We start from the raw sequence: 24,521 nt of genomic DNA on the forward strand, positions 1-24,521 counted from the left end.
GCCGTCCGCGATCGGCTCTACCGCGCCCGGTCCACGCAGAAGCGCACGATCCCGGCCAGCGCCCGCCGCTCCGCCCCGTCGGCGAAGCCCTCGAGCGCGGCCAGCGCCGCGGCGCCGTACTCGCGCGCCCGCGCCAGGGTGTCGCGCAGCGCGCCGTGGCGCTCGATCAGCGCCTGCGCGTGGGCGAGGTCGCCCTCGCGCTGCTCGCGCTCCTCCAGCGCGCGCCGCCAGAAGGCGCGCTCCTCCTCGCCGCCGCGGGCGAAGGCGAGCAGCACGGGGAGCGTGATCTTGCCCTCGCGGAAGTCGTCGCCGACCGTCTTGCCGAGCGCCGCCTGCTCGGCGGCGTAGTCCAGCGCGTCGTCCACGAGCTGGAAGGCCATGCCGAGGTTGCGGCCGTAGGCGCGCAGCGCCTCCGCCTCCGCCGCCGGCCGGTCGGCGACCACGGCGCCGATCTCGGTGGCGGCGGCGAACAGCGCCGCGGTCTTGCCCTCGATCACCTCCAGGTACTGCGCCTCGGTCGTCGCCGTGTCGTTCTGGGTGACGAGCTGCAGCACCTCGCCCTGGGCGATCGTCGCCGCCGCCTCGGAGAGGATGGCGAGCACCCGCAGCGACCCGTCCGCGACCATGAGCTGGAAGGCGCGGGCGAACAGGAAGTCGCCGACCAGCACCGAGGGCTTGTTGCCGAACAGCGCGTTGGCGCTGGCCTGGCCGCGGCGCAGCGCGCTCTCGTCCACCACGTCGTCGTGCAGCAGGGTCGCGGTGTGGATGAACTCGACGCAGGCGGCGAGCGCCACGTGCCGCTCGCCCCGGTAGCCGCACATCCGCGCCGCGGCGAGGGTGAGCAGCGGCCGCAGCCGCTTGCCCCCGGCCGCGACGATGTGGGCGGCGAGCTGCGGGATCAGCGCCACCGGGCTCTGCATCCGCTCGACGATCAGGCGGTTGCAGGCCTCCAGATCCGCGCGCACCAGCGCCGTCAGCGCGGCGAGCGCGTCCTCGCCGCGGCTGGCGGGGGCGTCCTGCGGCCCGATCGCGGCGGACGCGGCGGCTGCGGCGGCGGCTCTCACTCGGCTTGACCTCGGCGCGGGGGCGGCACCATAACGGCCGGCCCGGCGGGCGGCAAGAACAGGGAAATCAAAGGCTTGGCAGACGAGGGCCTTCGTGTCGTCGCGGTCACCGGCGATCCGGTCCGCCTCTCCTTCCTCGCCGCCCTGCTGCGCGACGCCGGCCTCGGCTGCGTCGTCCTCGACGCGCACATCGCGGCGGTCGAGGGCGGCATCGGCGCCTTCCCGCGCCGCCTCGCGGTCGCCGCGCGGGACGAGGCGGCGGCGCTCGCCGTGCTGCGCGAGGCGGGCGAGCTGCCGCCCACCGCCGCGCGATGACCGGCCGCGGCGGGGCCGGCGGCGCCCGGGCCGGTGCCGCGCTCGCGGCGGCGGAGCCGCTGCTCGGCGGGCGGGTCCGCCTGCGCCAGCCCGCGCGCGGCAGCGGCGGCTTCCGCGCCGCGATCGACCCCGTCCTGCTCGCCGCCGCGGTGCCCGCCCGGCCGGGCGATCGCGTGCTCGAGGCCGGCTGCGGCAGCGGCGCCGGATTCCTCTGCCTCGCCGCCCGCGTGCCGGGGCTTGCCATCCTCGCCGTCGAGCGCGACCCGGCGCTCGCCGCCCTGGCGCGCGAGAACGCCGCGGCGGCCGGGCTCGCCGCGCAGGTCGAGGTGGTGGCGGGCGACGTCGCCGATCCGGCGCTCGCCCGCCGTCTCGGCCCCTTCGACCATGCCTTCGCCAACCCGCCCTTCTGGCCGGCCGGGACGCCGCCGCCCGCCGCCGCCCGCCAGGCGGCGACGCACGAGGCCGGGGCCACCCTCGACGATTGGGCGCGCTTCCTCGCCGCCGCGCTGCGGCCGCGCCGCGGCACGGCGAGCCTCATCCTCCCCGCCGCGCGGTTCGACGCCGGCGCCGCGGCGCTGCGCGCGGCCGGCTGCGGCGCGGTCGCGCTGCTGCCGCTCTGGCCCCGCGCCGGGATGCCGGCGAAGCGCGTGCTGCTGCAGGCGGTGCGCGGCGGCCGCGGCCCCGCGCGGGTCCTGCCCGGCCTGGTGCTGCACCAAGCGCCGCCGGGCCGCGGCTACACCGCCGCCGCCGAAGCGGTGCTGCGCGACGCCGCCCCTCTGGATTTCGATTGATAAACGAAAACGGCCACCCGCCAGGTGGCCCGCCGACCTCCGACCTGCCGGACCGCGCGGCCCGGCGATGTCGCCCGCTACTGGTCCTTCGCCTCCGGATGGCGCAGCAGCCAGAGCCGCTCATGCGCCGCGACCAGGCTTTCCATGTTCTTCCGCCGGTTCAGGTCCGGCGAGACCGGCCGGCGGGTGAGCATCATCTCGAGGATGCGCAGCAGCTCCTCCGCGACCTCGAAATCGCCCTGGTCGCACGCGTGGTGGAAGGCGATCAGGATCTTGTCCGACAACCGACGCGTGTAGCGCGGCGGAGAACTCGCCCCTGCCCTGGCGGTGTCGCGTAGGTCGCCCGGGTCCTGACCGTGCTCGTCATTGGCCATTTTCTGCCCCCCCTGCGCCGCTTCCCTAGCCCCCGGGCCGGCGGCGCGTCCCATGCAACGGGACGGAACAATAACCTAGCGACGGGTTTGCCGATACCCGGTGAATTCACGATCCGCTGAGCTGCGCGCGGGTGGCGGCGGCCAGCGCCTCCGGCGCGGTGCCGGGCCGGAACAGGTTGCGGACCCTGCCATCGGGCCCGACCAGGTAGATGAAGCTGGAGTGGTCCATCAGGTAGTCGGTGTGGTCGGCGGAGCGGGCGCGGGCGAAATAGACGCGGTAGCGCCGGGCCGCCTCCGCCACCTGCTCGGGGCTGCCGGTCAGGCCGACCATGCGCGGATGGAAGCGCGAGACGTAGTCCGCCAGCGCCTCCGGCGTGTCGCGCTCGGGGTCGATGGTGACGAAGACCGGGGTCACCCGCTCGCCCTCGGGGCCCAGCATGTCCACCGCATCGGCGATCACGCCGAGCTCGGTCGGGCAGACGTCGGGGCAGAAAGTGTAGCCGAAGTAGACGAGAAGCCAGCGCCCCGCGAAGTCCTCGTGCGAGACGGGGCGGCCCGAATGATCGATCAGGCGGAACGGGCCGCCGAGCGCCAGGCCCTGCGGCAACTGCACCCCGCCGGCGGCGGGCACGGGCATCTCGGCGCCGAACAGGCCGGCAAGGCGCCGCAGGAAGGCGTCGCCCGGCGACTCGCCGGGGCCGCGCCCGAACCAGGCGAGCGCCCAGAGGCCGGCGAGCAGGACCAGGAGCGAGAGCGAAAGGAACCGGATGGTGCGGAGCATGCGCGGCCTGTCGCGAAGCGGGGCCCGGCCCGTCCTTCGTCGCGCGGCGAAGCCGGCCCGTCCGCCCCTGCCCGCTGCCTCGCTGCGGGCGGGGTCCCGGCGCCGGTCTCCTGCCGCGTCCCGGAACGGGCCTCGGGCGGAGCGGTTGCGGAACGTCGTCGCGGCCTAGATAGGCATCCCGGCGCGCCTCGGCCAGCGCCGCGCCGCGCCGCCCGCGGCGGCCATGCGCCCGCCGCCTGCGCGTCAGTGCCGGGCGGGAAGCACCGGCCCCTCCGGCTGCAGCGAGGGGAAGGCCGTGTCGGCGAAGGCCTCCTCCCAGGTGCCGGTGGTGCTGGCCTTGGAGTATTCCGTCGCCCGGTTCTCGAAGAAGTTGGTGTGCTCGATCGCGTTCAGCATCTCGTCGAGCCAGGGCAGCGGGTTCTTCTCGATGTGGTAGAGCGGCGGCAGGCCGAGCTGCTGCAGGCGGCGGTCGGCGATGTAGCGGATGTAGCGCTTGGTCTGCGGCGCATCGAGCCCCTGCACGCCGCCGAGCTCGAAGGCGAGGTCTATGAAGGCGTCCTCGTGGTCCACGATGGTGGCGCAGATCAGCGCGATGTCGCGCCGCAGCTCCTCCGTCCAGATCTCCGGGTTCTCCTGGATGAAGGTGCGGAACAGGCGGATGATGGAGAGGCAGTGCAGCGTCTCGTCCCGCACCGACCAGGAGATGATCTGCCCCATCCCCTTCATCTTGTTGAAGCGCGGGAAGTTCATCAGGATGGCGAAGGAGGCGAAGAGCTGCAGCCCCTCGGTGAAGGCGCCGAAGGCGGCGAGGGTCTTGGCGATCTCGGTCCGGTTCTCGACCGAGAAGCCCTGCATGTAGTCGTACTTGTCCTTCATCTCCTTGTAGCGGAGGAAGGCGGCGTATTCGACCTCCGGCATGCCGACGGTGTCGAGCAGGTGGCTGTAGGCGGCGATGTGCACCGTCTCGATGTTGGAGAAGGCGCTGAGCATCATCAGCACCTCGGTCGGCTTGAACACCTGCGCGTAGTGGCGCATGTAGCAGTTGTTCACCTCGACGTCCGCCTGGGTGAAGAAGCGGAAGATCTGGGTGAGCAGGTTGCGCTCGGCGGGCGTCAGGTTGCGCTGCCAGTCCTTCACGTCGTCGGCGAGCGGCACCTCCTCCGGCAGCCAGTGGATGCGCTGCTGGGTGAGCCAGGCGTCGTAGGCCCAGGGATAGCGGAACGGCTTGTAGACCGGGTTGGCGGTGAGCAGGTCGAAGCGGACCGGATGCTCGTCCGGCGAGGGGGCGGCGGTGGCGGGACGGCTCATGCGGCGATCCTTCGCTGCGGCGGGCGTGCGGGCGGGCGATGCCGGCCCGGGCGCGTCTCCGCCCGGGCCCGGCGGCGGTCGCTACTCGATCCGGATGCCGGCGGCGCGCGCCACCTCGGCGTTCGCCTCGAGCTCGCGGCGGATGCGGGCGGCGAACTCCTCCGGGCCCTCGCCCTCGATCACGCCGCCGGTCTCGACGATGCGCCGGGCGATCGCCGGATCGCGCAGCAGGCCCTGCACGTCGCGCGCGATCCGCTCCACGAGCGGCCGCGGCAGGCGGGCGGGGCCGATGAAGCCGTACCAGGGGCTGGTGTCGGGGATGCCCAGGCCCTCCTCGTCGAGCGTCGGCACGTTCGGCAGGACCTCGACGCGGCGCGGGGCGGCGATGGCGATGGGGCGCAGCTTGCCGTCGCGCGCGAGCGCGATCGCGCCGGACAGGGTGCTGAAGGTCGCGGGCACCTGCCCGGCGACCACGTCCTGCAGGGCCGGCGGCGCGCCGCGGTAGGCGACGTGGGTGAGCTCGATGCCGGCCTTGCGGCGGAACATCTCCAGCGCGAAGTGGCCCGACGAGCCGTTGCCGGAGGAGGCGAAGGCCATCCCCGGCTGGCGCTTCGCCGCCTCCACCAGCTCGCGCGCGCTGCGGTAGGGCAGGTTCGGGTTGACGAACAGCACGGTGGGCGAGCTGTACATCAGCACGATCGGCGTGAAGTCGTTGATCGTGTCGTAGGGCAGGCGCGCGTAGACCGCGGCGTTGCTCGAGTGGGTGCTGGCGGAGAGGAACAGCGTGTAGCCGTCCGGCGCGGACTTGGCGACCGCCTCGCTGGCGATGATCTGGCTCGCGCCGGCGCGGTTCTCGATGACGAGCGGCTGGCCCCAGAGGCGCTGCAGCGGGTCCTGCAGCAGCCGGCCGACGAAGTCGGTGGGCCCGCCCGCCGGGTAGCCGATGATCACGCGGATCGGGCGGCTGGGCCAGTTGTCCTGCGCGCGTGCGGCGACCGGCGCGAGCCCGGCGGCAAGGGGGGCGGCGAGTGCGGTGCGGCGTGCGATCATGCGGTTCCTCCAGTCCCCTTCGGGCGTCGGCGTGTGTGACGGCGGAGCGCGGTGTGCCAGGACCAGAGGCGAGTCGCCAGACCCTGGCCGCCCGCCGGATCATGCCTCGTTACCTTGCAAGGATTAGCCATTTGTTTGGGCGACCGCGGCGCTCGGAGATGGCGGAAGCTGGCGCTTGCGCGGTCAGCGCCGCGGCGGCGCGACCACGCGGTCGGTGACGGCGATGGCCGCCACGCCGGGTGCCGTGCGCGCGGGCGAACCTCCTTCGAGGCGGAAGATCAGCCGCAGGGGAGGACGATCCCGGCCGCTTCCGGGAGAGTCCCGCCCGACATCGGGCGCGGTACGCCCAGCCGCTCGCGATCAGACGCGAAACGCCCTCGCACGTCCGGCCGCGGCGGTCCCGATGGGTGAAGCTTCGGTTCAGCTCCATCGCCATTTCCGTTGACGCCACGAATCCGCAGGCGCGGACAACCGCGGCGATCCGCGCGGCGCCGTCCTTGGCGTGCCCTCACTGGCACGCCAGGCACTCCTCGTAGTCCGTCGCGTTCCGCGCCCCGCCCTGCGCCGCCAGCGGCACCGCCGCCTCCTCCCGCGCCGGCGCCGCCAGCACGTCCCCCGCCAGCACCTTCTCGCTGATCGCGTCCGCCCGCTGGATGGAGAGGCTGCGGCAGTAGTAGAGCGACTTCACCCCCTTCTTCCACGCCATCATGTGGATCTGGTGCAGGTCGCGCTTGTGCACGTTGGCCGGCAGGAACAGGTTCACCGACTGGCTCTGGCAGATCCAGGGGGCGCGGTCCGCCGCGTGCTCCACCACCCAGCGCTGGTCGAGCTCGATCGCCGTCTTGAACACCGCCTTCTCCTGCTCGGTCAGGAAGTCGAGGTGCTGCACCGAGCCCTTGTTGACGGTGATCGAGGTCCAGGTCTCCTCGTCGTCCCGCCCGTGCCTCGCCAGCACGCGCTGCAGGTAGGGGTTGCGGACGATGTAGCTGCCCGAGAGCGTCTTGTGGTTATACACGTTCGCCGCGATCGGCTCGATCCCCGGGCTCGCGCCGCCGCAGATGATCGAGATGCTCGCCGTCGGCGCGACCGCCAGCTTGTTCGAGAACCGCTCCATGAAGCCGTACTCGGCCGCGTCCGGGCAGGGGCCGCGCTCCTCGGCCAGCACCCGGCTCGCCGCGTCGGCCCGCTCGCGGATGTGCCGGAACATCCGCTTGTTCCAGACCTTCGCCACCACGCTCTCGAACGGCACCCCCTGCGACTGCAGGAAGGAGTGGAAGCCCATCACGCCGAGCCCGACGCTCCGCTCCCGCATGGCGCTGTAGCGCGCGCGGCGCATCGAATCGGGCGCGTGGTCGATGAAGTCCTGCAGCACGTTGTCGAGGAAGCGCATCACGTCCTCGATGAAGGACGGATGGTCCTTCCACTCGAACCACTTCTCGAGGTTGAGCGAGGAGAGGCAGCAGACCGCCGTCCGCTCCTGCCCGTGGTGGTCGAGCCCGGTCGGCAGGGTGATCTCGGAGCAGAGGTTGGAGGTCTTCACCTCCAGCCCCGCGAGCTTGTGGTGCTCCGGCCGCGCCCGGTTCACGTGGTCGGAGAACACCAGGTAGGGCTCCCCCGTCTCCACGCGCGCGGTGAGGATGCGGATCCAGAGCGCGCGGGCCGCGATCCGGCGCACGATCGCCCCGTCCTTCGGCGAGACCAGCGGCCACTCCTCGTCGCGCTCCACCGCGCGCATGAAGGCGTCCGGCACCAGCACGCCGTGGTGCAGGTTGAGCGCCTTGCGGTTCGGATCGCCCCCCGTCGGGCGGCGGATCTCGACGAACTCCTCGATCTCCGGATGGCTCACCGGCAGGTAGACCGCCGCCGAGCCGCGCCGCAGCGAGCCCTGGCTGATGGCGAGCGTCAGGCTGTCCATCACCCGGATGAAGGGGATGACGCCGGAGGTCTTGCCGTTGCGCCCGACCTTCTCGCCGATGCCGCGCAGGTTCCCCCAGTAGCTGCCGATCCCCCCGCCCTTCGCCGCCAGCCAGACGTTCTCGTTCCACAGCCCGACGATGCCCTCGAGGCTGTCCGACGCCTCGTTGAGGAAGCAGGAGATCGGCAGGCCGCGGTTCGTCCCGCCGTTGGAGAGCACCGGCGTCGCCGGCATGAACCACAGCTTCGAGATGTAGTCGTAGATCCGCTGCGCGTGCGCCGTGTCGTCGCCGTAGGCGCTGGCGACGCGGGCGAACAGGTCCTGGTAGCTCTCCCCGGGCAGCAGGTAGCGGTCGTCGAGCGTCGCCTTGCCGAACTCGGTCAGCAGCGAATCGCGCGACCGATCGACGCGAACCTGGCCGTGACCCTCCAACTGAACGGCATCGAACACGTTGGCGCCCCCTATCAACCGCAGCGTTGAAACATGCCCGGAGGTCGGCTCCCACACAACATATCGCGCTGGGGCAGCAGACACGCCCCCAGATCGAGTGGCATTTCGGTCACGAGTCTTCGATTGTGGGCGATATGGTTGCATACCAAAACCGATATTCGCCTCGCGTTCCGGAAGGCCGCCTCGCCGGACGAATCCCGTCCCGCCCGCGTCGCGGCGTCGCCCGCGGCGCCGGCGCATCCCCGGGCACCGACACGCGCAGCCGGGCGATGGCGGCGCCGCCGCATCGCCTCCCTCCCCCGGCGCGCGCCAGCGACGGCCGCGTCGGCTTCCCATCGGGCGATGCCGCTGCGAGGATCCGACTCCACGGGGAAGGAGCGTCATCGCACCATGGCCTGCATCCTGCTCATCCACGGCGCCTACACCGGCGGCTGGGTCTGGTCCCGCGTCGCCGCCGAGCTGCGCGCCGCCGGGCACCACGTCCTCGCCCCCTCGCTCGACGGCTGCGCCGAGCGCGCACACCTGATCCGCCCCGGCATCACCACCGAGAGCCAGGCCGAGGAGCTCGCGGGCCTGCTCTTCCACGAGGACCTGCGCGAGGTCGTCCTCGTCGGCACCAGCACCGGCGGCATGGTCCTGTGCCGCCTCGCCGAGATCGCGCGCGCGCGCGTCGGCCGCCTCGTCTTCGCCGACGCGCTGGCGCTGCGCGACGGCGAGCGCGTCGCCGACATCGTCCGTCGCCCGACCGCCGTCTCCACCGCGCTCACCACCGGCCCCTCGCGCGAGGACGCCGAGGGCCGTCTCTTCGCCGAGCTCGAGCCCGGTCTGCGCGCCTGGACCCTGGCCCGCTACCGCCAGCACCCGATCGCCGCGATGGAGGCGCCGGTGCGGCTGGAGCGCTTCTGGGACCTTCCCTGGCCGAACAGCACCGTCATCTGGTGCCGCCGCAGCGCCAACCCGCCGCAGGCGCACCAGCGCCGCACCGCGGAGTCGCTGAACGCGCGCTGGCTGGAGCTCGACACCGGCCACTACCCGATGCTGACCGAGCCGGTGGCGCTGGCGCGGATGATCCTCGCCGGGGAGGGAGAGGGATAGCACGACCCTCAGCCGCGCCCGCGCACCCCGTCCGCCACCAGCGTGCACCCCGCCACCGCGAGCAGGATCGCCAGCCCCGGCCACGCCGCGGCGAGCGGCGCGCTGAACACCATCTCCTGCGCGTTCGCCAGCATGTTCCCCCAGGACGGCGCCGGCGGCTGGATGCCGAGGCCGAGGAAGCTCAGCGTGCTCTCGGCGAGGATCGCCCCCGCCACCGCCAGCGCCGTCGCCACCGTCACCGGCCCGAGGATGTTCGGCAGCACGTGGCGCAGCACCACCCGCGCCTCGCCCGCCCCCAGCGCCCGCGCCGCCCGCACGTAGTCCCGCGCCAGCACCGAGAGCGCCGCCGCGCGCGCGAGCCGCGCCACCCCCACCCAGCCGAACAGCGCGAGGATGACGACGATGCGCAGGATGTCGGTCGCCGCCTCGCCCCGCGGCAGGCCGATGCGCGCCGGGTCCACCGCCGCCAGCACCACGAGCAGCGGCAGCGCCGGCAGCGCGAGCAGCCCGTCCGCGATCCGCATCAGCACCGCATCCGCCAGCCCGCCGCGCCAGGCCGCGAACAGCCCCGCCGCGGTGCCGAGCAGCGTCGCCGCCAGCGCCGCCGCGACGCCGACCGTCAGCGACACCCGCGCCCCGTGCAGCAGCCGGAGCAGCAGGTCGCGCCCGAGATCGTCGGTGCCGAGCGGATGCTCGGCGGAGGGCGGCGCGAACCGCCGGAACAGGTCCGGCGCGAAGGGATCGTGCCCGAGCCAGTGCTGCGCGAGCGGCGCCGCCAGCGCCGCCGCCGCCAGCGCCCCGAGCACCGCGAGCCCGAGCGCGAGCCGCACCCGCGCCCCCCGCCCCGCGCCGCTACGCATCCCGCAGCCGCGGATCGAGCGCCCGCTGCGCCAGATCGGCCGCGAGCGTCGCCAGCATCGTCACCAGCGCCGCCAGCAGCAAGGCGAGCAGCGCCAGGTTGTAGTCGTTCCCCATCACCGCGTCGTAGATCAGCTTCCCCATCCCCGGCCGCGCGAACACCGTCTCCGTCACCAGCGCGCCCGAGACCAGCGCCCCCGCGTCGAGCGCCGCGATGGTGAGGATCGGCACCGCCGCGTTGGGCAGCGCATGGCGCCACAGCACCACGCGCTCCGGCGCCCCCCGCGCGCGGGCCGAGCGGATCCAGGGCTCGCGCAGCGCCGCCCCCAGCGCCGCCGCGCTGTGCCGCGCATAGGCCGCGAGGTTGGCGATGGCGAGCGTCGCCACCGGCAGGACGAGGAAGCGCAGCGCCTCGCCCGCGCCCGCCCCCGCCTCCGCGCTGCCGCCGGCCGGCAGCCAGCCGAGCCGCACCGCGAACAGGATGATCAGCAGCATGCCGAGCCAGAAGGACGGCGCCGACTGCCCGATCACCGCCACCGCGTCCACCGCCGGCGCGAGCCGCGGCCGCAGCGCCGCCAGCGCCCCGAGCCCGACCCCCACCGCCGCCGCGATCGCCAGCGCCGCGCCGAGCAGCACCAGCGTCGAGCCCAGCGCCGGCCACAGCACCGCCGCCGCCGGCTGCGCGAACAGCCGCGAGAAGCCGAACTCGCCCGAGAGCACCATCCCCGCCCAGGCGCCGTAGCGCGCGAGCAGCGGCCGATCGAGCCCGTGCAGCGCCCGCAGCCGCGCCGCATCCTCGGCCGAGAGCCGCGGGTCGGCGGCGATGGCGAGATCAATGGGATCGCCCGGCATCAGCCCGATCAGCCCGTAGGCGCAGAAGGACAGCGCGACGAGCGTGACCGCGATCTGCACCAGCCGCGCGCCGACCAGGCGCAGCATCGCCCGCGCCCCGCGCCGCCGCTCAGTGGCTGAACCGCCGGAGCCCGCCGTCCACGTGGATCACCTGCCCGGTGATGTAGCGGGCCCGCGGCGAGCAGAGGAACGCGACCAGCACCGCGAGGTCCTCGGGATCGCCGATGTAGCCGACCGGCACCTCCCTCTCCGCCCAGGCGCGCTGCGCCGCCTCGCCGGGCAGGATGCGCGTGTCGATCTGCTCGCTGTGGATGCGCCCGGGCGGGACGCAGTTCACCGTGATCCCGTCGCGCCCGAGCACGCGCGAGAGCGCCTTCGCCCAGATGTGCGTGGCGCCGTTCGGCGGCATGGCGGTGTTGACGATCAGCGGCTCGTCGGTGCCGGTGATGGCGACGATGCGGCCGAACCTCTGCGCGCGCATCGCCGGGATGAAGGCGTGCGCCATGCGCCGCCCGGCCTCGAAGTTCAGCATCATGCCCTCGGCCCAGGCCTCGTCGCCGCCGAGGTCGGACTGCGGCCGCGAGCCGCCGGCGTTGTTCACCAGGATGTCGCAGCGCCCGAAGCGCCCGAGCACCGCCTCGCGCGTGCGCTCCGCCGCCCCCTCGGCGCAGATGTCCTCGACCACGACGAGCGGCTCCGCCGAGGCCGGCAGCTCGCGCGCCAGCGCCTCCAGCAGATGCCGGCGCCGGGCGAGGATGGCGAGGCGGCATCCCTCCTCCGCGAGCGTCCTCGCGATCTGCCGCCCGAGCCCGGCCGAGGCGCCGGTGACCAGCGCGACCTTGCCGCCGAGCCGCAGATCCATCGCCCCGCCTCCCCTCAGGTCCGTCCGTAGGTGTCCTCGAAGCGCACGATGTCGTCCTCGCCGAGGTAGCTGCCGACCTGCACCTCGATCAGCGTCAGCGGGATGATTCCCGGATTCGCCAGGCGGTGCACGGCGCCGAGCGGCAGGTAGACGCTCTCGTTCTCGCGCAGCAGGATCTCCTCCCCGTCGCGCGTGACGAGCGCGGTGCCGCTCACCACCACCCAGTGCTCGGCGCGGTGGAAGTGCTTCTGCAGCGACAGCTTGGCGCCGGGGCGGACGGAGATCTTCTTCACCTGGAAGCGGTCGCCGAGGATCAGCCCCTCGTAGTGCCCCCAGGGGCGGTAGACGCGCCGGTGCTCCGTCGCCTCCTTGCGCCCGGCGGCGCGCAGCCGCTCGACCAGCGCCTTGACGTCCTGCGCCCGCTCGCGCGGCATCACCAGCACCGCGTCGTCCGTCACCACCACCACCGCGTCCTGCAGCCCGACCACGCCGGTCAGGATGCCTTCCGAGCGGACGTAGCAGCCGGAGGAATCGAGCAGCGCCACCGGCCCCTCGACGACGTTGCCCGCCGCGTCCTTCGCCCGCGCCTCCCACAGCGCCGCCCAGGAGCCGATGTCGGACCAGCCGAGCGAGGCCGGCACCACCGCCGCCCGCGCCGTCTTCTCCATCACCGCGTAGTCGATCGAGATCGAGGGCGCCGCCTCGAACGCCGCCGCGTCGAGCCGGACGAAGCCGAGGTCGCGCTTCGCCCCCGCCACCGCCCGGCGCGCCGCCGCCAGCACCTCCGGCGCGTGGCGCTCGAGCTCGCCGAGCAGCGTCGCCGCGGTCGCGACGAACATCCCGGAGTTCCAGAGGTGCCGCCCCCCGGCCAGCCAGCGCGCGGCGGTCGCCGCGTCCGGCTTCTCGACGAAGCGGGCGACGGCGCGCACGCCAGGCGCCTCGGGCAGTTCGGCGCCCGCCTCGATGTAGCCGTATCCGGTCTCGGGCGCGGTCGGCGTCATGCCGAAGGTGACGATCCGCCCCGCCCGCGCGGCGACGGCGGCGCGGGCCAGCGCCGCGTGCAGCGCCGGCAGGTCGGCCACCGCGTGGTCGGCGGCGAGCAGCCAGAGCACCGTCGCGGGGTCCTCCTCGGCGGCGACGACGGCGGCGGCGGCGATCGCCGGGGCGCTGTTGCGCGGCTTCGGCTCGAGCAGGATGCGGCTGCCGGCGAAGGGGCGGAGCTGCTCGGCGACCAGGAAGCGGTGCGCCTCGTTGCAGACCACGAGCGGCGGGGCGAAGCCGGGGCCCTGCGCGCGCGCCGCCGTCTCGGCGAGCATCGGGCGGTCGGAGACCAGCGGCCAGAACTGCTTCGGATAGCCCTCGCGCGAGAGCGGCCAGAGCCGGGTGCCGGACCCGCCCGAGAGGATCACCGGCAGGATCGGCCCGCCCTCGTCCTTGCCGCGACCCATGCTTGCCCCAGCAGCCACCGCCATCGCCCCTCGTCCGCCCGTTCGCCCGTCGGTCCGACCGTCCCCGACCGCCATGCGGCGGGACCATGCGGCGGGCGCGGACAAAAGAAAAGCCGCCGGGCCGTGACCGGTCCCGGCGGCGGAAGGAGCGGGGAGGGGCGGGCCCGGCGGCGCGCCCCGCGGCGCGCCGGGTTCAGCCGGCCATCGCCTCCTCCTTCTTCTTGCGCAGGTTGGGCAGCGCCATCAGGCCCAGCGCGATCGCCGCGATCGCGAGCAGCGTGCCGCTGATCGGCCGCTCGACGAACACCATCGGGTCGCCGCGGCTCAGCAGCATCGCCCGGCGCAGGTGCTCCTCCATCATCGGGCCGAGCACGAAGCCGATCAGCAGCGGCGCCGGCTCCATCCGCAGCTTGGCGAACAGGTAGCCGGCGATCGCGAACAGCACCGTCAGGTACACGTCGAACACGTTGTTGTTGATCGAGTAGACGCCGATCGAGCAGAAGATGAGGATCGACGGATAGAGGTAGCGGTACGGCACCTGCAGCAGCCGCACCCACATGCCGATCATCGGCAGGTTGATGATCAGCAGCATCACGTTGCCGATCCACATCGAGGCGATCAGGCCCCAGAACAGGTCGGGCTGCGCCTCCACCATGCGCGGACCGGGCTGGATCCCCTGGATGATCAGGGCGCCGACCATCAGCGCCATCACCGCGTTGGACGGGATGCCGAGGGTGAGTAGCGGGATGAAGCTGGTCTGCGAGGCGGCGTTGTTCGCGGATTCGGGTCCGGCGACGCCCTCGATCGCGCCGGTACCGAACTCGTGCCGGTTCTTGCTCACCCTCCGCTCCATCATGTAGGAGCCGAAGGAGGCCAGCGCCGCGCCGCCGCCCGGCAGGATGCCGAGGACCGAGCCCAGCGCCGTGCCACGCAGCACCGAGGGGATGGACCGCTTCACCTCCTCTCGCGTCATGTAGAGGCTGCCGACCTTGACGGTCAGCGCGGAGCGCGCCTCGGGCCGGTCGAGGTTCAGGATGATCTCGGCGATGCCGAACATGCCCATGGCGAGGGCGGCGAAGTCGAGGCCGTCCGAGAGTTCCGGGATGCCGAAGGTGAAGCGCTGCTGGCCGGTCTGCACGTCGGTCCCGACCAGGCCGAGCGCCACGCCCAGCACCACCATGCCGATGGACTTGATCACCGAGCCCTGCGCGAGGACCGCGGCGATGATCAGGCCGAGCAGCATGAGCGAGAAGTAGTCGGCCGGGCCGAAGGACAGCGCCACCGAGGTCAGCAGCGGGCCGGAGGCGGCCACCAGCACGGTCGCGACCGATCCGGCGAAGAAGGAGCCGAGGGCCGCGACGCAGAGCGCCGCGCCCGCGCGCCCCTTGCGCGCCATCTTGTAGCCTTCGAGCGTCGTGACGACGGCGGACACCTCCCCCGGCAGATTCAGCAGGATCGAGGTGGTCGAGCCGCCGTACTGCGCGCCGTAGTAGATGCCGGCGAGCATGATGATGGCCGTCGTCGCCGGCTGCCCGAAGGTGATCGGCAGCAGCAGCGAGATCGTCGCCACCGGCCCGATGCCCGGCAGCACGCCGATCGCGGTGCCGATCATGCAGCCGATGAACGCGAAGAGGAGGTTCTGCCAGCTCAGCGCGACGGAGAAGCCGTGGGCGAGATTGGCGATGAGCGATTCCATCGGGTCCGTTCCCCTGGTCCGGCGCTGCGCTCAGCGGAACTGCGGCCAGACGCTGACGCGGATGTCGAGCTCGTGGATGAACACCCACCAGCACAATGCGAGCAGGAAGACCGTCACTCCCAGGACGCCGAGCGGCCTGTGCGAGCGGTCCGCCAGGGAGGCGATGCCGATCATCGCCGCGGAGGAGAGGAACAGCCCGCCGCGCTCGAGCAGCAGCCCGAAGGTGCACATGCCGAGCAGCACCAGCGAGATTTCGCGCCAGGCCCAGCGCTCCAGCGGGTCGGGGCCGCTGAACAGCGCCATGGCGGCGATGACCGCGCCGAGGGCGAACAACAGCATGAAGGTGAGCCAGGGCATGTAGCCGGGCCCCATGCGCCGCGCCGTGCCGAGCGCGTGATCGGTGTTCAGCCACAGCCCGATCAGGGCGATTCCGATGAAGATCAGGCCGGAAAACAGGTCCTTTGCATTCACCCTCATGTCGCTTGGTCCTTCATCGCCGGCGTGGCCGGCACACCGAGTTGCCACCGATTCGCAACGCCCCGCACGGCCGGTTCACTCGGCCGTTGCGCCGGAGGCCCGCACCAGCGCCGCCCAGCGCGCGTGCTCGTCGCGCACGAACTCCGCGTAGGCTTCGGGCGTCATGTCGCCCGGCGTCCCGCCGGTCTCGATCAGCCGCGCCCGCACCTCCGGCGCGGCCAGCGTCGCGCCCACCGCGCGCGCGAGCCGTTCCACGGCCGTCGCCGGCAGGCCCGCCGGCCCGGACAGCCCGAACCAGCTCCCGCTCACCAGGTCGAAGCCCTGCTCGCGGAAGGTCGGCACTTCCGGGAAGCCGGGATGCCGCTCGGCCGAGGACATAGCGATCGCCCGCACGCTGCCCTGGCGGATGTGGGCCGAGGCGGAGGGCAGGCTGTCCGACATCAGCGGCACCACGCCGGCGATCACATCGGTCATCGCCGGCCCCGCGCCGCGGTAGGGGACGTGGTTCAGCTCAACCCCGGCGAGCTGCGTGAACCGGACGACCAGCAGGTGGTTGGACGAGCCCGCGCCGGAGGTCGCGATGTCGAGCCCCCGGCCGGAGCGGGCGCGACGTACCACGTCGGCCAGGCTGTGCAGCCCCGAACGCGGATTGGCCACCCACACCGAGGGGTTGGAGACGACCAGCGCGATGTGCGTGAAGTCGCGCACCGGATCGTAGCGCACATTGGCGTAGAGCGCCGGGCCGATCGCATGGCTTGCGACGTTGCTCATCACCAGCGTCGTGCCGTCCGCCGGGCTCGACGCGACGAACTGGCTCCCCAGCGTCGCGCCGGCGCCCGGCCGGTTCTCGACCAGCACGGGCGTGCCGCCCAGGCGCTCCTGCATCCCGGCGGCGATCAGCCGCGCGACGAGGTCGGTCGTGCCGCCCGGGGCGAAGGGGACGACGACGCGGATCGGCTGGCCCGGCGCCGGCCATGCGGGCGCGCCCGCGCCGGCGCGCTCTGGCGGTTGCACATCGGATCGCTGGGCGTGCGCTCGCGCCGCGACGGTTCCCGCCAGCAGCGCAGCCGCATTGAGCATGCCCCGGCGCAAGAGCCGTCCCGACATCATTCCTCCCTGGGCGCGCGAGCGTATGGCACGCGGCCGACTTGGCCGACAAGGCACGCCGTCTTGCATGAAAGAATGTTCATCTTTCGACAAGGCGTCGCATTGGAATGAAATTGTGTTCATAAATAAGAAATGGTCTGTACATGTCGCAGCGTGCTGGTACTGCCGACAGGCCGGGACTTTCACCGCCGGCCGGCCGAGGAACCTCCATGCTCCCCAACGACCCCGCCCGCCGCATCCGCGACGCCGTCGCCGCCGTCGAGCCGCGCCTCCTCGCCCTGCGGCGCGACATCCACGCCCATCCCGAACTCGCCTTCGAGGAGACGCGCACCGCGGGAATCGTCGCCGCCGAACTCGCGCGCCTCGGCATACCCCACCGCACCGGCGTCGGCCGCACCGGCGTCGTCGGCATGATCGAGGGCGGCCGGCCCGGCCCGACCCTCGCCATCCGCGCCGACATGGACGCCCTGCCGATCCAGGAGGAGACGGGCCTGCCCTTCGCCTCCACGCGGGAGGGCCGGATGCATGCCTGCGGCCACGACATCCACACCGCGACGCTGCTCGGCGTCGCCGCGGTGCTGAAGGAGCTGGCGCCCCAGCTCGCCGGCCGCGTCGCCCTCGTCTTCCAGCCGGCCGAGGAGGTGCTCGAGGGCGCCGCCGCGATGATTGCCGACGGCGCGGCGGAGGGCGTGGACCTCGCCCTCGGCTTCCACAACCAGCCGGACATGCCGGTCGGCCGCTTCGGCTACGTCCGCGGCGCCTCGCTCGCCGCCTCCGACCGCTTCGACCTCGTCGTCCGCGGCCGCAGCGGCCACGCCGCGCACCCCTACGCCGCGATAGACCCGATCGTCGCCGCCGCTTCCTTCGTCGCCGACGTGCAGACCGTGGTCAGCCGGGAGATCAAGCCGATTCATGCCGCAGTCGTGACGATCGGCAGCTTCCAGGGCGGCACCACCTACAACATCATCCCGGAGCGCGTGCACCTGAAGGGCACGGTGCGCACCCTGCACGCCGAATCGCGCGACCTCGCCGAGGCCGCGATCCGCCGCCTCGCCGCCGGGCTGGAGACGGCGATGCGGGTCGCCTGCGCGCTCGACTACCGGCGCATGGTGCCGCCGCTCGTCAACGACGACCGCGTGCTGGAGCCGACGATCGCCGCGGTGCGGCGCCAGCTCGGCGACGTCGTCGAGGAGGGCGAGCCCTCGATGGGCTCGGAGGACTTCTCCGCCTTCGCCGCGCTGGTGCCGAGCTTCCAGCTCCGCATCGGCTCCGGCGCCCCGGGCCGCGAGGACCGCCTGCACAACGCCCGCTACCAGCCGGACGAGGGCTGCATCGGCCTCGGCGTGCAGGCGCTCGCGCGCGCCGCGCTGGACATCCTGGCGTGAGCGCCCTGCCCGGGGCCGAGGCCCGCATCGCCGCGCTGACCGCGCCCGAGGTCGCCGCGCGCCTCGCCGCCGGCGCCGCCGTGCTGCTGCCGATGGGCAGCCTGGAGACCCACGGCCCCGCCCTGCCGATGGGCGACTACCTGATCGCCGAGGAGATCGCCCTGCGCATCGCCGGGGCCGCGCGCGCCGCCGGCGCCGACGCCCTCGTCGCCCCGGCCATCCCCTTCGGCGGCGAGGACTTCTTCGCCGGCGTCCCCGGCTCGATCTCGCTCCCCGGCGCGGTGCTGCAGGCGGTGATCGAGGAGATGGCCGGGTCCTTCCTGCGCGCCGGCACCACGCGCCGGCTGCTGATGGTCAACGGCCACGCCGGGAACATCCCCGCCGCCGAGGCCGCCGCCCGCGCCCTGCGCCAGCGCCACGGCGCCGTGGTGCCGGTCCTGCACGTCTGGCGCGCCGCCGGCGCGCTGCACGCCGAGCTCGGCGGCGATCCCGCCGCCCTCGGCCATGGCGGCGATCCGGTCGCCTCGGTGGCGCTCCATCTGCGCCCCGATCTCTGCCGGCCGGAGGCGGCGCGGCCGCGCCAGGCGACCGGCGCGCTGCTCGGCCTCGCCCCCACCGGCTTCGGCACGGTGCGCGCCGCGGGGGTGGAGTTCGCCGTGCCGATGCAGGTCGAGGAGGTGGCCCCCGGCGGCGTGCAGGCGCCCGATCCGCGCGGCGCCTCCGCGGCGCACGGCGCGCGCCTGGTCGAACGCCTGGTCGCGGCGGGGGTCGCGATGCTGCAGGCGCTGCGCGACCACGCGCCCTGAGGGCCGGCGCCCGCCCGCCGGCCTCACCGCGGGCCCGGGGCGCCGCAGCCCTTCGGCAGCGCCGTCTGCCCGAGCACCCACCCCTCCCAGCGCCGCACCCAGGGATCCGCCGGCACGAAGTCCGGCTGCGCCCCGTCGAGCACGCCGATCAGGCCGAGCAGCCCGATCAGCGAATCGAAGCGGTCCTCGCCCGCCGCATCCGCCCCGAAGCCCTCCGCCACCGCCGCCGCGAGCGCCGGCGAGGGCAGCACATGCCGCGCGGCCATCGCCGCGCGCAGCGCCGGCGCCAGCGCCCGCCGCGCCGCCTGGCGCCGCTTGCTCCCTGCGAGGCGGAGCCCGCACTGGCGCAGCGCCTCGGCCGGATAGACCTCCGCCAGCACCGCCGCGCCGGGCGCGAGCAGCGCGTGCAGCCCGCCCTCGAACGGCCAGAGCCGCAGCGGCGCCCCCGCCGCCAGCGCCGGCGCCAGCCAGTCGCGCCAGGCCGCGATCGCCGCCTTCCCGCTCTGGTTCGCCCCGAGGGTCCAGAACACCGGCGCGCCGGCCGGGCGCTCGGCGGTGGCGCGGTCGCAGCAGCGCGACAGCGCCTCGGGGCCGCCGAGGCCGAGTGCCGCCGCGTGCGCCGCGCGCGTCATCCCCTTCACGCCGCGCGCCGGATAGAAGGGGCGCTCGACGCAGACCGTGTCGAGCGTCGCGCTCACCGCGAAGAACTCCGGCCGCGCCGCCAGGCCGCGCAGGAACTCGGGGAATCGCGCCTCGGTCCGCCGCGCCGCGTAGGCCCGCGGCAGCCCGAGCGGCAGGTCGAGGCCGAGCGCGACCGGCACGCCTTCGGCGAGCAGCGCCGTCACCAGCGCCGCCGGGTCGCCGACCGGCCGCGGCGCCTCCGCCCGCCACATGGCGCCCCCGCCGACGCGCGGCGTGCCGCGATGCGCCACGCACACCCACCGCTTGCGCGGATCGGCGCTCCAGTCGGCATGGGCGGCGAGCATCGCGCGATCCTGCCGCCCTCCCGCGGCGGCGGCCAGGGGCCCGGCCGCCCGGCCAGCCCCGCTTCCGCCCGCCCCGCATCGGAACGCTGGCCCCGCCGCACCGCCTCCGGGTAGCATCGCCGCTCCCGGACAGCGGAGAGGACCCCGCCCATGGACGTCCCCGAACCCGGCAGGTCCGCCGCCGCCGCGGCGACGGGGCAGCCCGCGGCGGCCCGCTACACCGTTCTCGCGCGCGCCCTGCACTGGATCACCGCCGCGCTGGTCCTCGTGGTCGTCACGCTCGGCATCTGGATGGTCTTCTTCGAGCCGGCGGACGACGCCTTCAAGCTCCGCCTTTACAACGTCCACGAGAGCACCGGCATCCTGATCCTCGTGCTGACGGTCATCCGCCTGCTCTGGCGGGCGCGCCACCCGCCGCCGCCGATCACGCCGCCCCTGCCGCCGCTGATGGCGCTGGCCGCCCGTCTCAACCACGCGCTGATCTATGCGATCCTGCTGACCATGCCGATCGTCGGCTTCCTCGCCACCAACGCCTGGGGCTTCCCGCTCGAGTGGTTCGGCCTGTTCCCGATCCCGAGCCCGATCGGACGGCACGAGACGGCCGCGCCGATCCTCTCCAACATCCACTATGGCATGGCGATCGCGCTCGGCGTGATGCTGCTGGCGCACGTCGCCGGCGCGCTGTTCCACCATTTCGTCCGCAAGGACGACACGCTGCGGCGCATGCTCTGATCCGGCCGCGCCGATCGCGAGCGGGCCGCCCCGGGCGCCGGCGCCTGTCCCCGGCTCCGCCGGTTGCGATTGGACGCGGCGCGCGCCGCGCCCGCCCCCGCGGTGTTCGAGGCCTCCGATCCCTATGTCTTCGTTTTCTACGCGCTGCCGCGGGAACTGGCCCCGGCGATGCTCGCCCGACTGCGCGGGTCGGCGGAGCGCTGAGCGCCGGCGGCGCCGGCTCCCTCCTGGGCCTCTCCGGCGTACCGACTAAGATGCGCCGACCCGCGGCACGACGAGGAACGGGAGGACATGACCATGGCGGACGGCACAACGGCGGGCGGCACCGGCGGGCGGTGGCGCATCGAGCGTCTTTCGGGCGGGCCGCTGGGGGCCGAGGTCACCGGCATCCGGCTCTCGCCCGACATGGACGCGGCGGAGATCGCCGAGCTCCGCCGCCTCTGGCTCGCCCACGGCGTCCTCTTCTTCCGCGACCAGGGGCACCTGGGGCCGGCGGAGTTCCTCAGCTTCGCCAGGCGCTTCGGCGAGGTCGTCGAGTACCCCTTCGTCAAGGGCCTGGAGGGCTTCCCCGAGATCACGCCGGTGGTGAAGCTGGAGGGCGACCGGCGCAACTTCGGCGGCGTCTGGCACTCCGACACCACCTATCTCGAGTGCCCGCCGATGGCGACCATGCTCATCGCGCGCGAGCTGCCCCCCGCCGGCGGCGACACCATGTTCGCCGACATGTACGCGGCCTACGAGGCGCTCTCCCCGGGCCTGAAGAGGACTCTCGAGGGCCTGAAGGGCCTGAGCAGCTCGCGCAAGGCCGACGCGAGCGCGACGCGCGAGGACCGGGTGCGCGATTCCGGCACCGGGAAGGCCGAGGTGCTGGAGGCCGAGCATCCCGTCGTCCGCACCCACCCGGAGACCGGCCGCAAGGCGCTCTTCGTCAATGTCGGCCACACGGCGCGCTTCGTCGGCTGGACGGAGGAGGAGAGCCGGCCGCTCCTCGAATACCTGTTCCGCCACCTGACGCAGCCCGAGTTCACCTGCCGCTTCCGCTGGCGCCCGGGCTCGATCGCCTTCTGGGACAACCGCTGCACCCAGCACTACCCGCTGAACGACTACCACGGCTACCGGCGCGTCATGCACCGGGTGACGCTGGCGGGGGACCGGCCGCGCTAGCGGGCGCGGCCTGCGCGGGTGCGGTGCGCCGGCCGTGCGCGTTCCGCCTCAGCGGAGGCCGTCGTCCTCCGCCACGCGCAGCATCGCCTCCCGGAAGCCGAGGCCGGAACGCGCCATCGTCTCGCGCAGCGTGTTCGGGAGCAGCATCGGGTTGCCGGCGAGCTGGTAGCGGAGGCGCACCGCCTCGACCGCCCTCCGGTAGGCGGGGTCGCTCGCATGGTCGCGGATCGCCCGCCACTGCGCCTCGCTGACGATCGGCTCGGACAGGTCAACGGGCGGCGGCGCGCCGCGCTCGGGCGCCGCCCGCGCGTCGAGCCCCAGCACGCGCAGCGTGTCCTCGCGGCCCCGGCGGGCGCCGCTGCCTCGCTTGAGCATGTAGAGCGCGGCGGCCATCGCCAGCGCGGTCGCGAGCAGGAGAAGCAGGGGCAGCAGCGCATTCGCTTCCGGCATCGGTCCCTCCACAACCCGATCCATCCGAACGGCCCGCCACGGCGCGCAGGCCGGAATGGCGCCGTCGCCGGCCGGCCCGTCGTCGCCCGCGATGGCGACCCGAGCCCTGGCCGGCCCTGACGCCCGGCGGCTGGTGGTGCTCGCCGAGGCGCCGCGGCAGCGGGCAGAGCCCGAGGATCATCGGCGAAAGCGCGGCGATGAGACGCCCATGCGGAGGGGGCGCAGCTTCGCCGCCATCCTCGTCCTCCCGGGCGGTGCGCCGCGACGTCGGCCCGTCGTCCCGCCCGATCCGGTTCCCGAGGGCGGTACGGGACCCCGGCGCCGTTCGCGCGCCGCAACATCGCGTGCGGCCCGGCGTCGGGTCAATCGCGATCGCGTGCCCGAAGGCCGCCTCCGATCCTCCGGTCACCCCATCGGCAGCCACATCACCTGCTCGATCCGCTCCGCCCCGCCCGCCAGCATCGCCAGGCGGTCGAAGCCGAGCGCGATGCCGCTCCCCGCCGGCATGCCGTGCGCGAGCGCCGCGAGGAAGTCCTCGTCCACGCCCCAGCCCTCGCCGTAGAGGCGCACCCGCTCCGCCGCGTCGTGCTCGAAGCGCGCGCGCTGCTCGGCGGGGTCGGTCAGCTCGTCGAAGGCGTTGGCGAGTTCGAGGCCCGCCGCGAACAGCTCGAAGCGCAGCGCGGCGCGCGGATCGGCCGGATCGCGCCGGGCGAGCGCCGCCTGCGGCGCCGGCCAGTGCGTCAGGAAGGTCGCGCGGCCGCGGCCGATGTTCGGCTCCACCCGCTCGAGCAGCAGGCGGAAGAAGAGGTCCTCCCAGGACTCCCCGGGTCTCGGCGGCACGCCGATCCGCGCCGCCGCCTCGCCGAGGCGCGCCGCGTCGCCTTCCGTCGCCAGGATGTCGAGGCCGCCGCACCAGCGCGCGAAGGCCTCGGCCATGGTGATGCGCTCGAAGGGCAGGGCGAGCTCGGTGGCGACACCCGCATGCGCGACGACGGGCGGGCAGACGGCGCGGACATAGGCCTCCGTCTCGTCCATCAGCGCCTCCATCGTCGCGCCGGGGCGGTACCACTCCAGCATGGTGAACTCCGGCGCGTGGCGCGGGCTGACCTCGCCGTTGCGCCAGACGCGGGCGAGCTCGAACACCGGCCCGGCGCCCGCCACCAGCAGGCGCTTCAGCGCCAGCTCCGGCGAGGTGCGCAGCCACAGCGTCCGCCGCTCCCCGGCGCCGAGATGCGGCACGAACTCGGTGCGGAAGGCGCGCAGGTGCACCTCCATCCCCGGCACGGGGACGAGGCAGGGCGTCTCCACCTCGGTGTAGCCGCGCGCCGCGAAGAAGGCGCGCGTGTCGGCCACCAGGCGGGCGCGGCGGCGCAGGAAGGGCAGGCGGGCGGCGAGGCTCTCGGGGTGCCAGGCGGGCAGGGGGCGGTGGCGGGTCGTCTGCATTGCGGGGTGCGGCGCCGGGGGCTACTCGGCGCGACCATGCCCGATGGCGCCCCGCCCCGCCCAGCCGCCCGCGCGGCCCCCGCCGCGCCGCCGCGCCGCGCCGGGCCGGCACGCACGCTGCGCGACGCCGCCGCGCTCGTCCGCGCCGGCCTCGTCGCGCCGGAGGCCGAGGGCGCGATCGCGCGGGTCGCGGAACGCTACGCCATCGCCGTCACGCCGGCGGTGCGGGCGCTGATCGCTCCCGCCGATCCCGCCGACCCGATCGCGCGCCAGTACGTCCCGCATCCGGAGGAGCTGGCCACCGCGCCCTGGGAGGTCTCCGATCCCACCGCGGACGGCCCGCACAGCCCGGTGAAGGGCGTGGTGCACCGCTATCCGGACCGCGCGCTGCTCAAGCCGCTGCTGGCCTGCCCGGTCTATTGCCGCTTCTGCTTCCGCCGCGAGGTGGTCGGCCCGGAGGGCGGCCTGCTGGGCGAGGCCGAGCTCGAGGCCGCACTCGACTGGTTCGCCCGCACCCCGGCGGTGCGCGAGGCGATCCTCACCGGGGGCGACCCGCTGATGCTCTCGCCGCGCCGCCTCGGGCGCATCCTCGCGCGGCTCGGGGCGATGGCGCACATCGAGGTGCTGCGCATCCACAGCCGCGTGCCGGTCGCCGATCCGGAGCGGGTGACGGCGGCGCTGGCGGAGGTGCTGGGAGGGGCGGGGAAGCCGCTGTTCCTCTGCGTGCACGCGAACCACGCGCGGGAGTTCTCGCCGGCGGCGGGGGCGGCGCTGGGGCGGCTCGCCGCGGCCGGGGTGGCGCTGCTCGGGCAGAGCGTGCTGCTGCGGGGGGTGAACGATTCGGTGGAGGCGCTGGAGGCGCTGTTCCGCGCGATGCTGCGGCACCGGGTGAAGCCCTACTACCTGCACCAGCTCGACCGGGCGCCGGGGACGGCGCGGTTCGAGGTGCCGGTGGAGGAGGGGCGGGCGCTGCTGCGCGCGCTGCGCGGGCGCGTGAGCGGCCTCGCCTGGCCGACCTACGTGCAGGAGACGCCGGGGGGCGGGGGCAAGGTGCCGCTCGGGCCGGCGTTCGAGGCGCCGGCGCCGGGCGGCGGATGAGGCCGCGCGGGCGG

25 protein-coding genes are annotated in these 24,521 nt (G+C 74.3%); 9 read left to right on the forward strand and 16 right to left on the reverse strand.

Annotated features, from left to right (window positions below):
* Positions 1-17: 17 nt before the first annotated feature.
* On the reverse strand, positions 18-1,028 hold the full coding sequence (locus IEX99_RS03850) for a polyprenyl synthetase family protein (RefSeq protein ID WP_373285158.1): 1,011 nt from the start codon (positions 1,026-1,028) through the stop codon (positions 18-20).
* A gap of 111 nt (positions 1,029-1,139) precedes the next feature.
* On the opposite strand from IEX99_RS03850, the gene IEX99_RS03855 reads away from it, so the two are divergent.
* Both IEX99_RS03855 and IEX99_RS03860 read left to right on the forward strand, forming a co-directional pair.
* Positions 1,140-1,379 (forward strand): putative signal transducing protein, encoded by a 240-nt coding sequence (locus IEX99_RS03855; RefSeq protein ID WP_188898658.1) that lies wholly within the window; start codon positions 1,140-1,142, stop codon positions 1,377-1,379.
* The gene (locus IEX99_RS03860) at positions 1,376-2,170 is read left to right on the forward strand and encodes a tRNA1(Val) (adenine(37)-N6)-methyltransferase (RefSeq protein ID WP_188898660.1); all 795 of its coding nucleotides are present in this window, start codon (positions 1,376-1,378) and stop codon (positions 2,168-2,170) included. Before IEX99_RS03855 ends, IEX99_RS03860 begins: the two co-directional genes overlap by 4 nt.
* A 77-nt stretch (positions 2,171-2,247) precedes the next feature.
* On the opposite strand, the gene IEX99_RS03865 is transcribed toward IEX99_RS03860, so the two are convergent.
* From IEX99_RS03865 to IEX99_RS03885, 5 genes are all read right to left on the reverse strand, one after another.
* Positions 2,248-2,454, reverse strand: a complete 207-nt coding sequence (locus IEX99_RS03865) for a hypothetical protein (protein WP_229677790.1) — start codon at positions 2,452-2,454, stop codon at positions 2,248-2,250.
* 196 nt (positions 2,455-2,650) lie between these two features.
* Positions 2,651-3,325, reverse strand: a complete 675-nt coding sequence (locus IEX99_RS03870; protein WP_188898665.1) for an SCO family protein — start codon at positions 3,323-3,325, stop codon at positions 2,651-2,653.
* 243 nt (positions 3,326-3,568) lie between these two features.
* Positions 3,569-4,633 (reverse strand): ribonucleotide-diphosphate reductase subunit beta, encoded by a 1,065-nt coding sequence (locus IEX99_RS03875; protein WP_188898667.1) that lies wholly within the window; start codon positions 4,631-4,633, stop codon positions 3,569-3,571.
* An 81-nt stretch (positions 4,634-4,714) separates the two neighbouring features.
* Positions 4,715-5,683 carry a Bug family tripartite tricarboxylate transporter substrate binding protein gene (locus tag IEX99_RS03880; RefSeq protein WP_188898669.1) on the reverse strand — a complete coding sequence of 323 codons (969 nt, stop codon included), beginning with the start codon at positions 5,681-5,683 and terminating at the stop codon, positions 4,715-4,717.
* A gap of 508 nt (positions 5,684-6,191) precedes the next feature.
* Positions 6,192-8,048, reverse strand: coding sequence for a ribonucleoside-diphosphate reductase subunit alpha (locus tag IEX99_RS03885; protein WP_229677791.1), 1,857 nt, complete (start codon positions 8,046-8,048; stop codon positions 6,192-6,194).
* A gap of 390 nt (positions 8,049-8,438) precedes the next feature.
* Here IEX99_RS03885 and IEX99_RS03890 point away from each other — a divergent pair, with 390 nt between their 5' ends.
* On the forward strand, positions 8,439-9,143 hold the full coding sequence (locus IEX99_RS03890; protein WP_188898673.1) for an alpha/beta fold hydrolase: 705 nt from the start codon (positions 8,439-8,441) through the stop codon (positions 9,141-9,143).
* A gap of 8 nt (positions 9,144-9,151) precedes the next feature.
* Here the strand turns inward: IEX99_RS03890 and IEX99_RS03895 are convergent, their stop codons facing one another.
* The 7 genes from IEX99_RS03895 to IEX99_RS03925 form a co-directional block, all read right to left on the reverse strand.
* Complete coding sequence (locus tag IEX99_RS03895; RefSeq protein WP_308421467.1) at positions 9,152-9,973, reverse strand: ABC transporter permease; 822 nt, start codon at positions 9,971-9,973, stop codon at positions 9,152-9,154.
* 22 nt (positions 9,974-9,995) lie between these two features.
* On the reverse strand, positions 9,996-10,940 hold the full coding sequence (locus IEX99_RS03900; protein WP_188898677.1) for an ABC transporter permease: 945 nt from the start codon (positions 10,938-10,940) through the stop codon (positions 9,996-9,998).
* A 22-nt stretch (positions 10,941-10,962) separates the two neighbouring features.
* The gene (locus IEX99_RS03905) at positions 10,963-11,715 is read right to left on the reverse strand and encodes an SDR family oxidoreductase (protein ID WP_188898679.1); all 753 of its coding nucleotides are present in this window, start codon (positions 11,713-11,715) and stop codon (positions 10,963-10,965) included.
* A 14-nt stretch (positions 11,716-11,729) separates the two neighbouring features.
* Positions 11,730-13,163, reverse strand: coding sequence for a mannose-1-phosphate guanylyltransferase/mannose-6-phosphate isomerase (locus tag IEX99_RS03910; protein WP_229677792.1), 1,434 nt, complete (start codon positions 13,161-13,163; stop codon positions 11,730-11,732).
* 193 nt (positions 13,164-13,356) lie between these two features.
* Positions 13,357-14,859: a tripartite tricarboxylate transporter permease gene (locus IEX99_RS03915; RefSeq protein ID WP_188898683.1), complete on the reverse strand. Its 1,503-nt coding sequence runs from the start codon at positions 14,857-14,859 to the stop codon at positions 13,357-13,359.
* Between the two features lie 30 nt (positions 14,860-14,889).
* On the reverse strand, positions 14,890-15,336 hold the full coding sequence (locus IEX99_RS03920; RefSeq protein ID WP_188898684.1) for a tripartite tricarboxylate transporter TctB family protein: 447 nt from the start codon (positions 15,334-15,336) through the stop codon (positions 14,890-14,892).
* 75 nt (positions 15,337-15,411) lie between these two features.
* Positions 15,412-16,350 (reverse strand): Bug family tripartite tricarboxylate transporter substrate binding protein, encoded by a 939-nt coding sequence (locus tag IEX99_RS03925; protein WP_188898686.1) that lies wholly within the window; start codon positions 16,348-16,350, stop codon positions 15,412-15,414.
* 302 nt (positions 16,351-16,652) lie between these two features.
* Here IEX99_RS03925 and IEX99_RS03930 point away from each other — a divergent pair, with 302 nt between their 5' ends.
* Entirely contained in the window at positions 16,653-17,828 is a 1,176-nt protein-coding gene (locus IEX99_RS03930; RefSeq protein WP_188898688.1) for a M20 metallopeptidase family protein, read from the forward strand.
* Positions 17,825-18,634 carry a creatininase family protein gene (locus IEX99_RS03935; RefSeq protein WP_188898690.1) on the forward strand — a complete coding sequence of 270 codons (810 nt, stop codon included), beginning with the start codon at positions 17,825-17,827 and terminating at the stop codon, positions 18,632-18,634. Before IEX99_RS03930 ends, IEX99_RS03935 begins: the two co-directional genes overlap by 4 nt.
* A 23-nt stretch (positions 18,635-18,657) precedes the next feature.
* Here the strand turns inward: IEX99_RS03935 and IEX99_RS03940 are convergent, their stop codons facing one another.
* Entirely contained in the window at positions 18,658-19,620 is a 963-nt protein-coding gene (locus tag IEX99_RS03940; RefSeq protein ID WP_188898691.1) for a hypothetical protein, read from the reverse strand.
* A 150-nt stretch (positions 19,621-19,770) separates the two neighbouring features.
* Between IEX99_RS03940 and IEX99_RS03945 the strand changes: the two genes are divergently transcribed.
* The 3 genes from IEX99_RS03945 to IEX99_RS03955 all read left to right on the forward strand — a co-directional run bounded on the left by IEX99_RS03945 (position 19,771) and on the right by IEX99_RS03955 (position 21,516).
* Positions 19,771-20,352: a cytochrome b gene (locus tag IEX99_RS03945; protein ID WP_188898693.1), complete on the forward strand. Its 582-nt coding sequence runs from the start codon at positions 19,771-19,773 to the stop codon at positions 20,350-20,352.
* Positions 20,353-20,415: 63 nt separating this feature from the next.
* The gene (locus tag IEX99_RS03950; RefSeq protein ID WP_188898695.1) at positions 20,416-20,556 is read left to right on the forward strand and encodes a hypothetical protein; all 141 of its coding nucleotides are present in this window, start codon (positions 20,416-20,418) and stop codon (positions 20,554-20,556) included.
* Between the two features lie 87 nt (positions 20,557-20,643).
* Complete coding sequence (locus IEX99_RS03955) at positions 20,644-21,516, forward strand: TauD/TfdA dioxygenase family protein (protein WP_229677793.1); 873 nt, start codon at positions 20,644-20,646, stop codon at positions 21,514-21,516.
* Between the two features lie 48 nt (positions 21,517-21,564).
* Here the strand turns inward: IEX99_RS03955 and IEX99_RS03960 are convergent, their stop codons facing one another.
* Both IEX99_RS03960 and epmA read right to left on the reverse strand, forming a co-directional pair.
* Positions 21,565-21,966 carry a hypothetical protein gene (locus IEX99_RS03960; protein ID WP_188898697.1) on the reverse strand — a complete coding sequence of 134 codons (402 nt, stop codon included), beginning with the start codon at positions 21,964-21,966 and terminating at the stop codon, positions 21,565-21,567.
* Between the two features lie 405 nt (positions 21,967-22,371).
* The gene (gene epmA, locus IEX99_RS03965) at positions 22,372-23,409 is read right to left on the reverse strand and encodes an EF-P lysine aminoacylase EpmA (protein WP_188898699.1); all 1,038 of its coding nucleotides are present in this window, start codon (positions 23,407-23,409) and stop codon (positions 22,372-22,374) included.
* Between the two features lie 36 nt (positions 23,410-23,445).
* Here epmA and IEX99_RS03970 point away from each other — a divergent pair, with 36 nt between their 5' ends.
* Positions 23,446-24,507, forward strand: a complete 1,062-nt coding sequence (locus IEX99_RS03970; RefSeq protein ID WP_188898701.1) for a lysine-2,3-aminomutase-like protein — start codon at positions 23,446-23,448, stop codon at positions 24,505-24,507.
* Positions 24,508-24,521 lie beyond the last annotated feature (14 nt).

This window comes from Caldovatus sediminis (assembly GCF_014644455.1).
GTDB classification, from domain to species: domain Bacteria; phylum Pseudomonadota; class Alphaproteobacteria; order Acetobacterales; family Acetobacteraceae; genus Caldovatus; species Caldovatus sediminis.

Excerpts from the sequence above, each read along its gene's own strand:
- IEX99_RS03905 (WP_188898679.1), bottom strand. The coding sequence starts at position 11,715 with ATGGATCTGCGGCTCGGCGGCAAGGTCGCGCTGGTCACCGGCGCCTCG.
- IEX99_RS03955 (WP_229677793.1), top strand. The coding sequence starts at position 20,644 with ATGACCATGGCGGACGGCACAACGGCGGGCGGCACCGGCGGGCGGTGG.
- IEX99_RS03890 (WP_188898673.1), top strand. The coding sequence starts at position 8,439 with ATGGCCTGCATCCTGCTCATCCACGGCGCCTACACCGGCGGCTGGGTC.
- IEX99_RS03940 (WP_188898691.1), bottom strand. The coding sequence starts at position 19,620 with ATGCTCGCCGCCCATGCCGACTGGAGCGCCGATCCGCGCAAGCGGTGG.
- IEX99_RS03960 (WP_188898697.1), bottom strand. The coding sequence starts at position 21,966 with ATGCCGGAAGCGAATGCGCTGCTGCCCCTGCTTCTCCTGCTCGCGACC.
- IEX99_RS03870 (WP_188898665.1), bottom strand. The coding sequence starts at position 3,325 with ATGCTCCGCACCATCCGGTTCCTTTCGCTCTCGCTCCTGGTCCTGCTC.
- IEX99_RS03910 (WP_229677792.1), bottom strand. The coding sequence starts at position 13,163 with ATGGGTCGCGGCAAGGACGAGGGCGGGCCGATCCTGCCGGTGATCCTC.
- IEX99_RS03930 (WP_188898688.1), top strand. The coding sequence starts at position 16,653 with ATGCTCCCCAACGACCCCGCCCGCCGCATCCGCGACGCCGTCGCCGCC.
- IEX99_RS03900 (WP_188898677.1), bottom strand. The coding sequence starts at position 10,940 with ATGCTGCGCCTGGTCGGCGCGCGGCTGGTGCAGATCGCGGTCACGCTC.
- IEX99_RS03915 (WP_188898683.1), bottom strand. The coding sequence starts at position 14,859 with ATGGAATCGCTCATCGCCAATCTCGCCCACGGCTTCTCCGTCGCGCTG.
- IEX99_RS03920 (WP_188898684.1), bottom strand. The coding sequence starts at position 15,336 with ATGAGGGTGAATGCAAAGGACCTGTTTTCCGGCCTGATCTTCATCGGA.
- IEX99_RS03970 (WP_188898701.1), top strand. The coding sequence starts at position 23,446 with ATGCCCGATGGCGCCCCGCCCCGCCCAGCCGCCCGCGCGGCCCCCGCC.
- IEX99_RS03945 (WP_188898693.1), top strand. The coding sequence starts at position 19,771 with ATGGACGTCCCCGAACCCGGCAGGTCCGCCGCCGCCGCGGCGACGGGG.
- IEX99_RS03880 (WP_188898669.1), bottom strand. The coding sequence starts at position 5,683 with ATGATCGCACGCCGCACCGCACTCGCCGCCCCCCTTGCCGCCGGGCTC.
- epmA (WP_188898699.1), bottom strand. The coding sequence starts at position 23,409 with ATGCAGACGACCCGCCACCGCCCCCTGCCCGCCTGGCACCCCGAGAGC.
- IEX99_RS03875 (WP_188898667.1), bottom strand. The coding sequence starts at position 4,633 with ATGAGCCGTCCCGCCACCGCCGCCCCCTCGCCGGACGAGCATCCGGTC.
- IEX99_RS03860 (WP_188898660.1), top strand. The coding sequence starts at position 1,376 with ATGACCGGCCGCGGCGGGGCCGGCGGCGCCCGGGCCGGTGCCGCGCTC.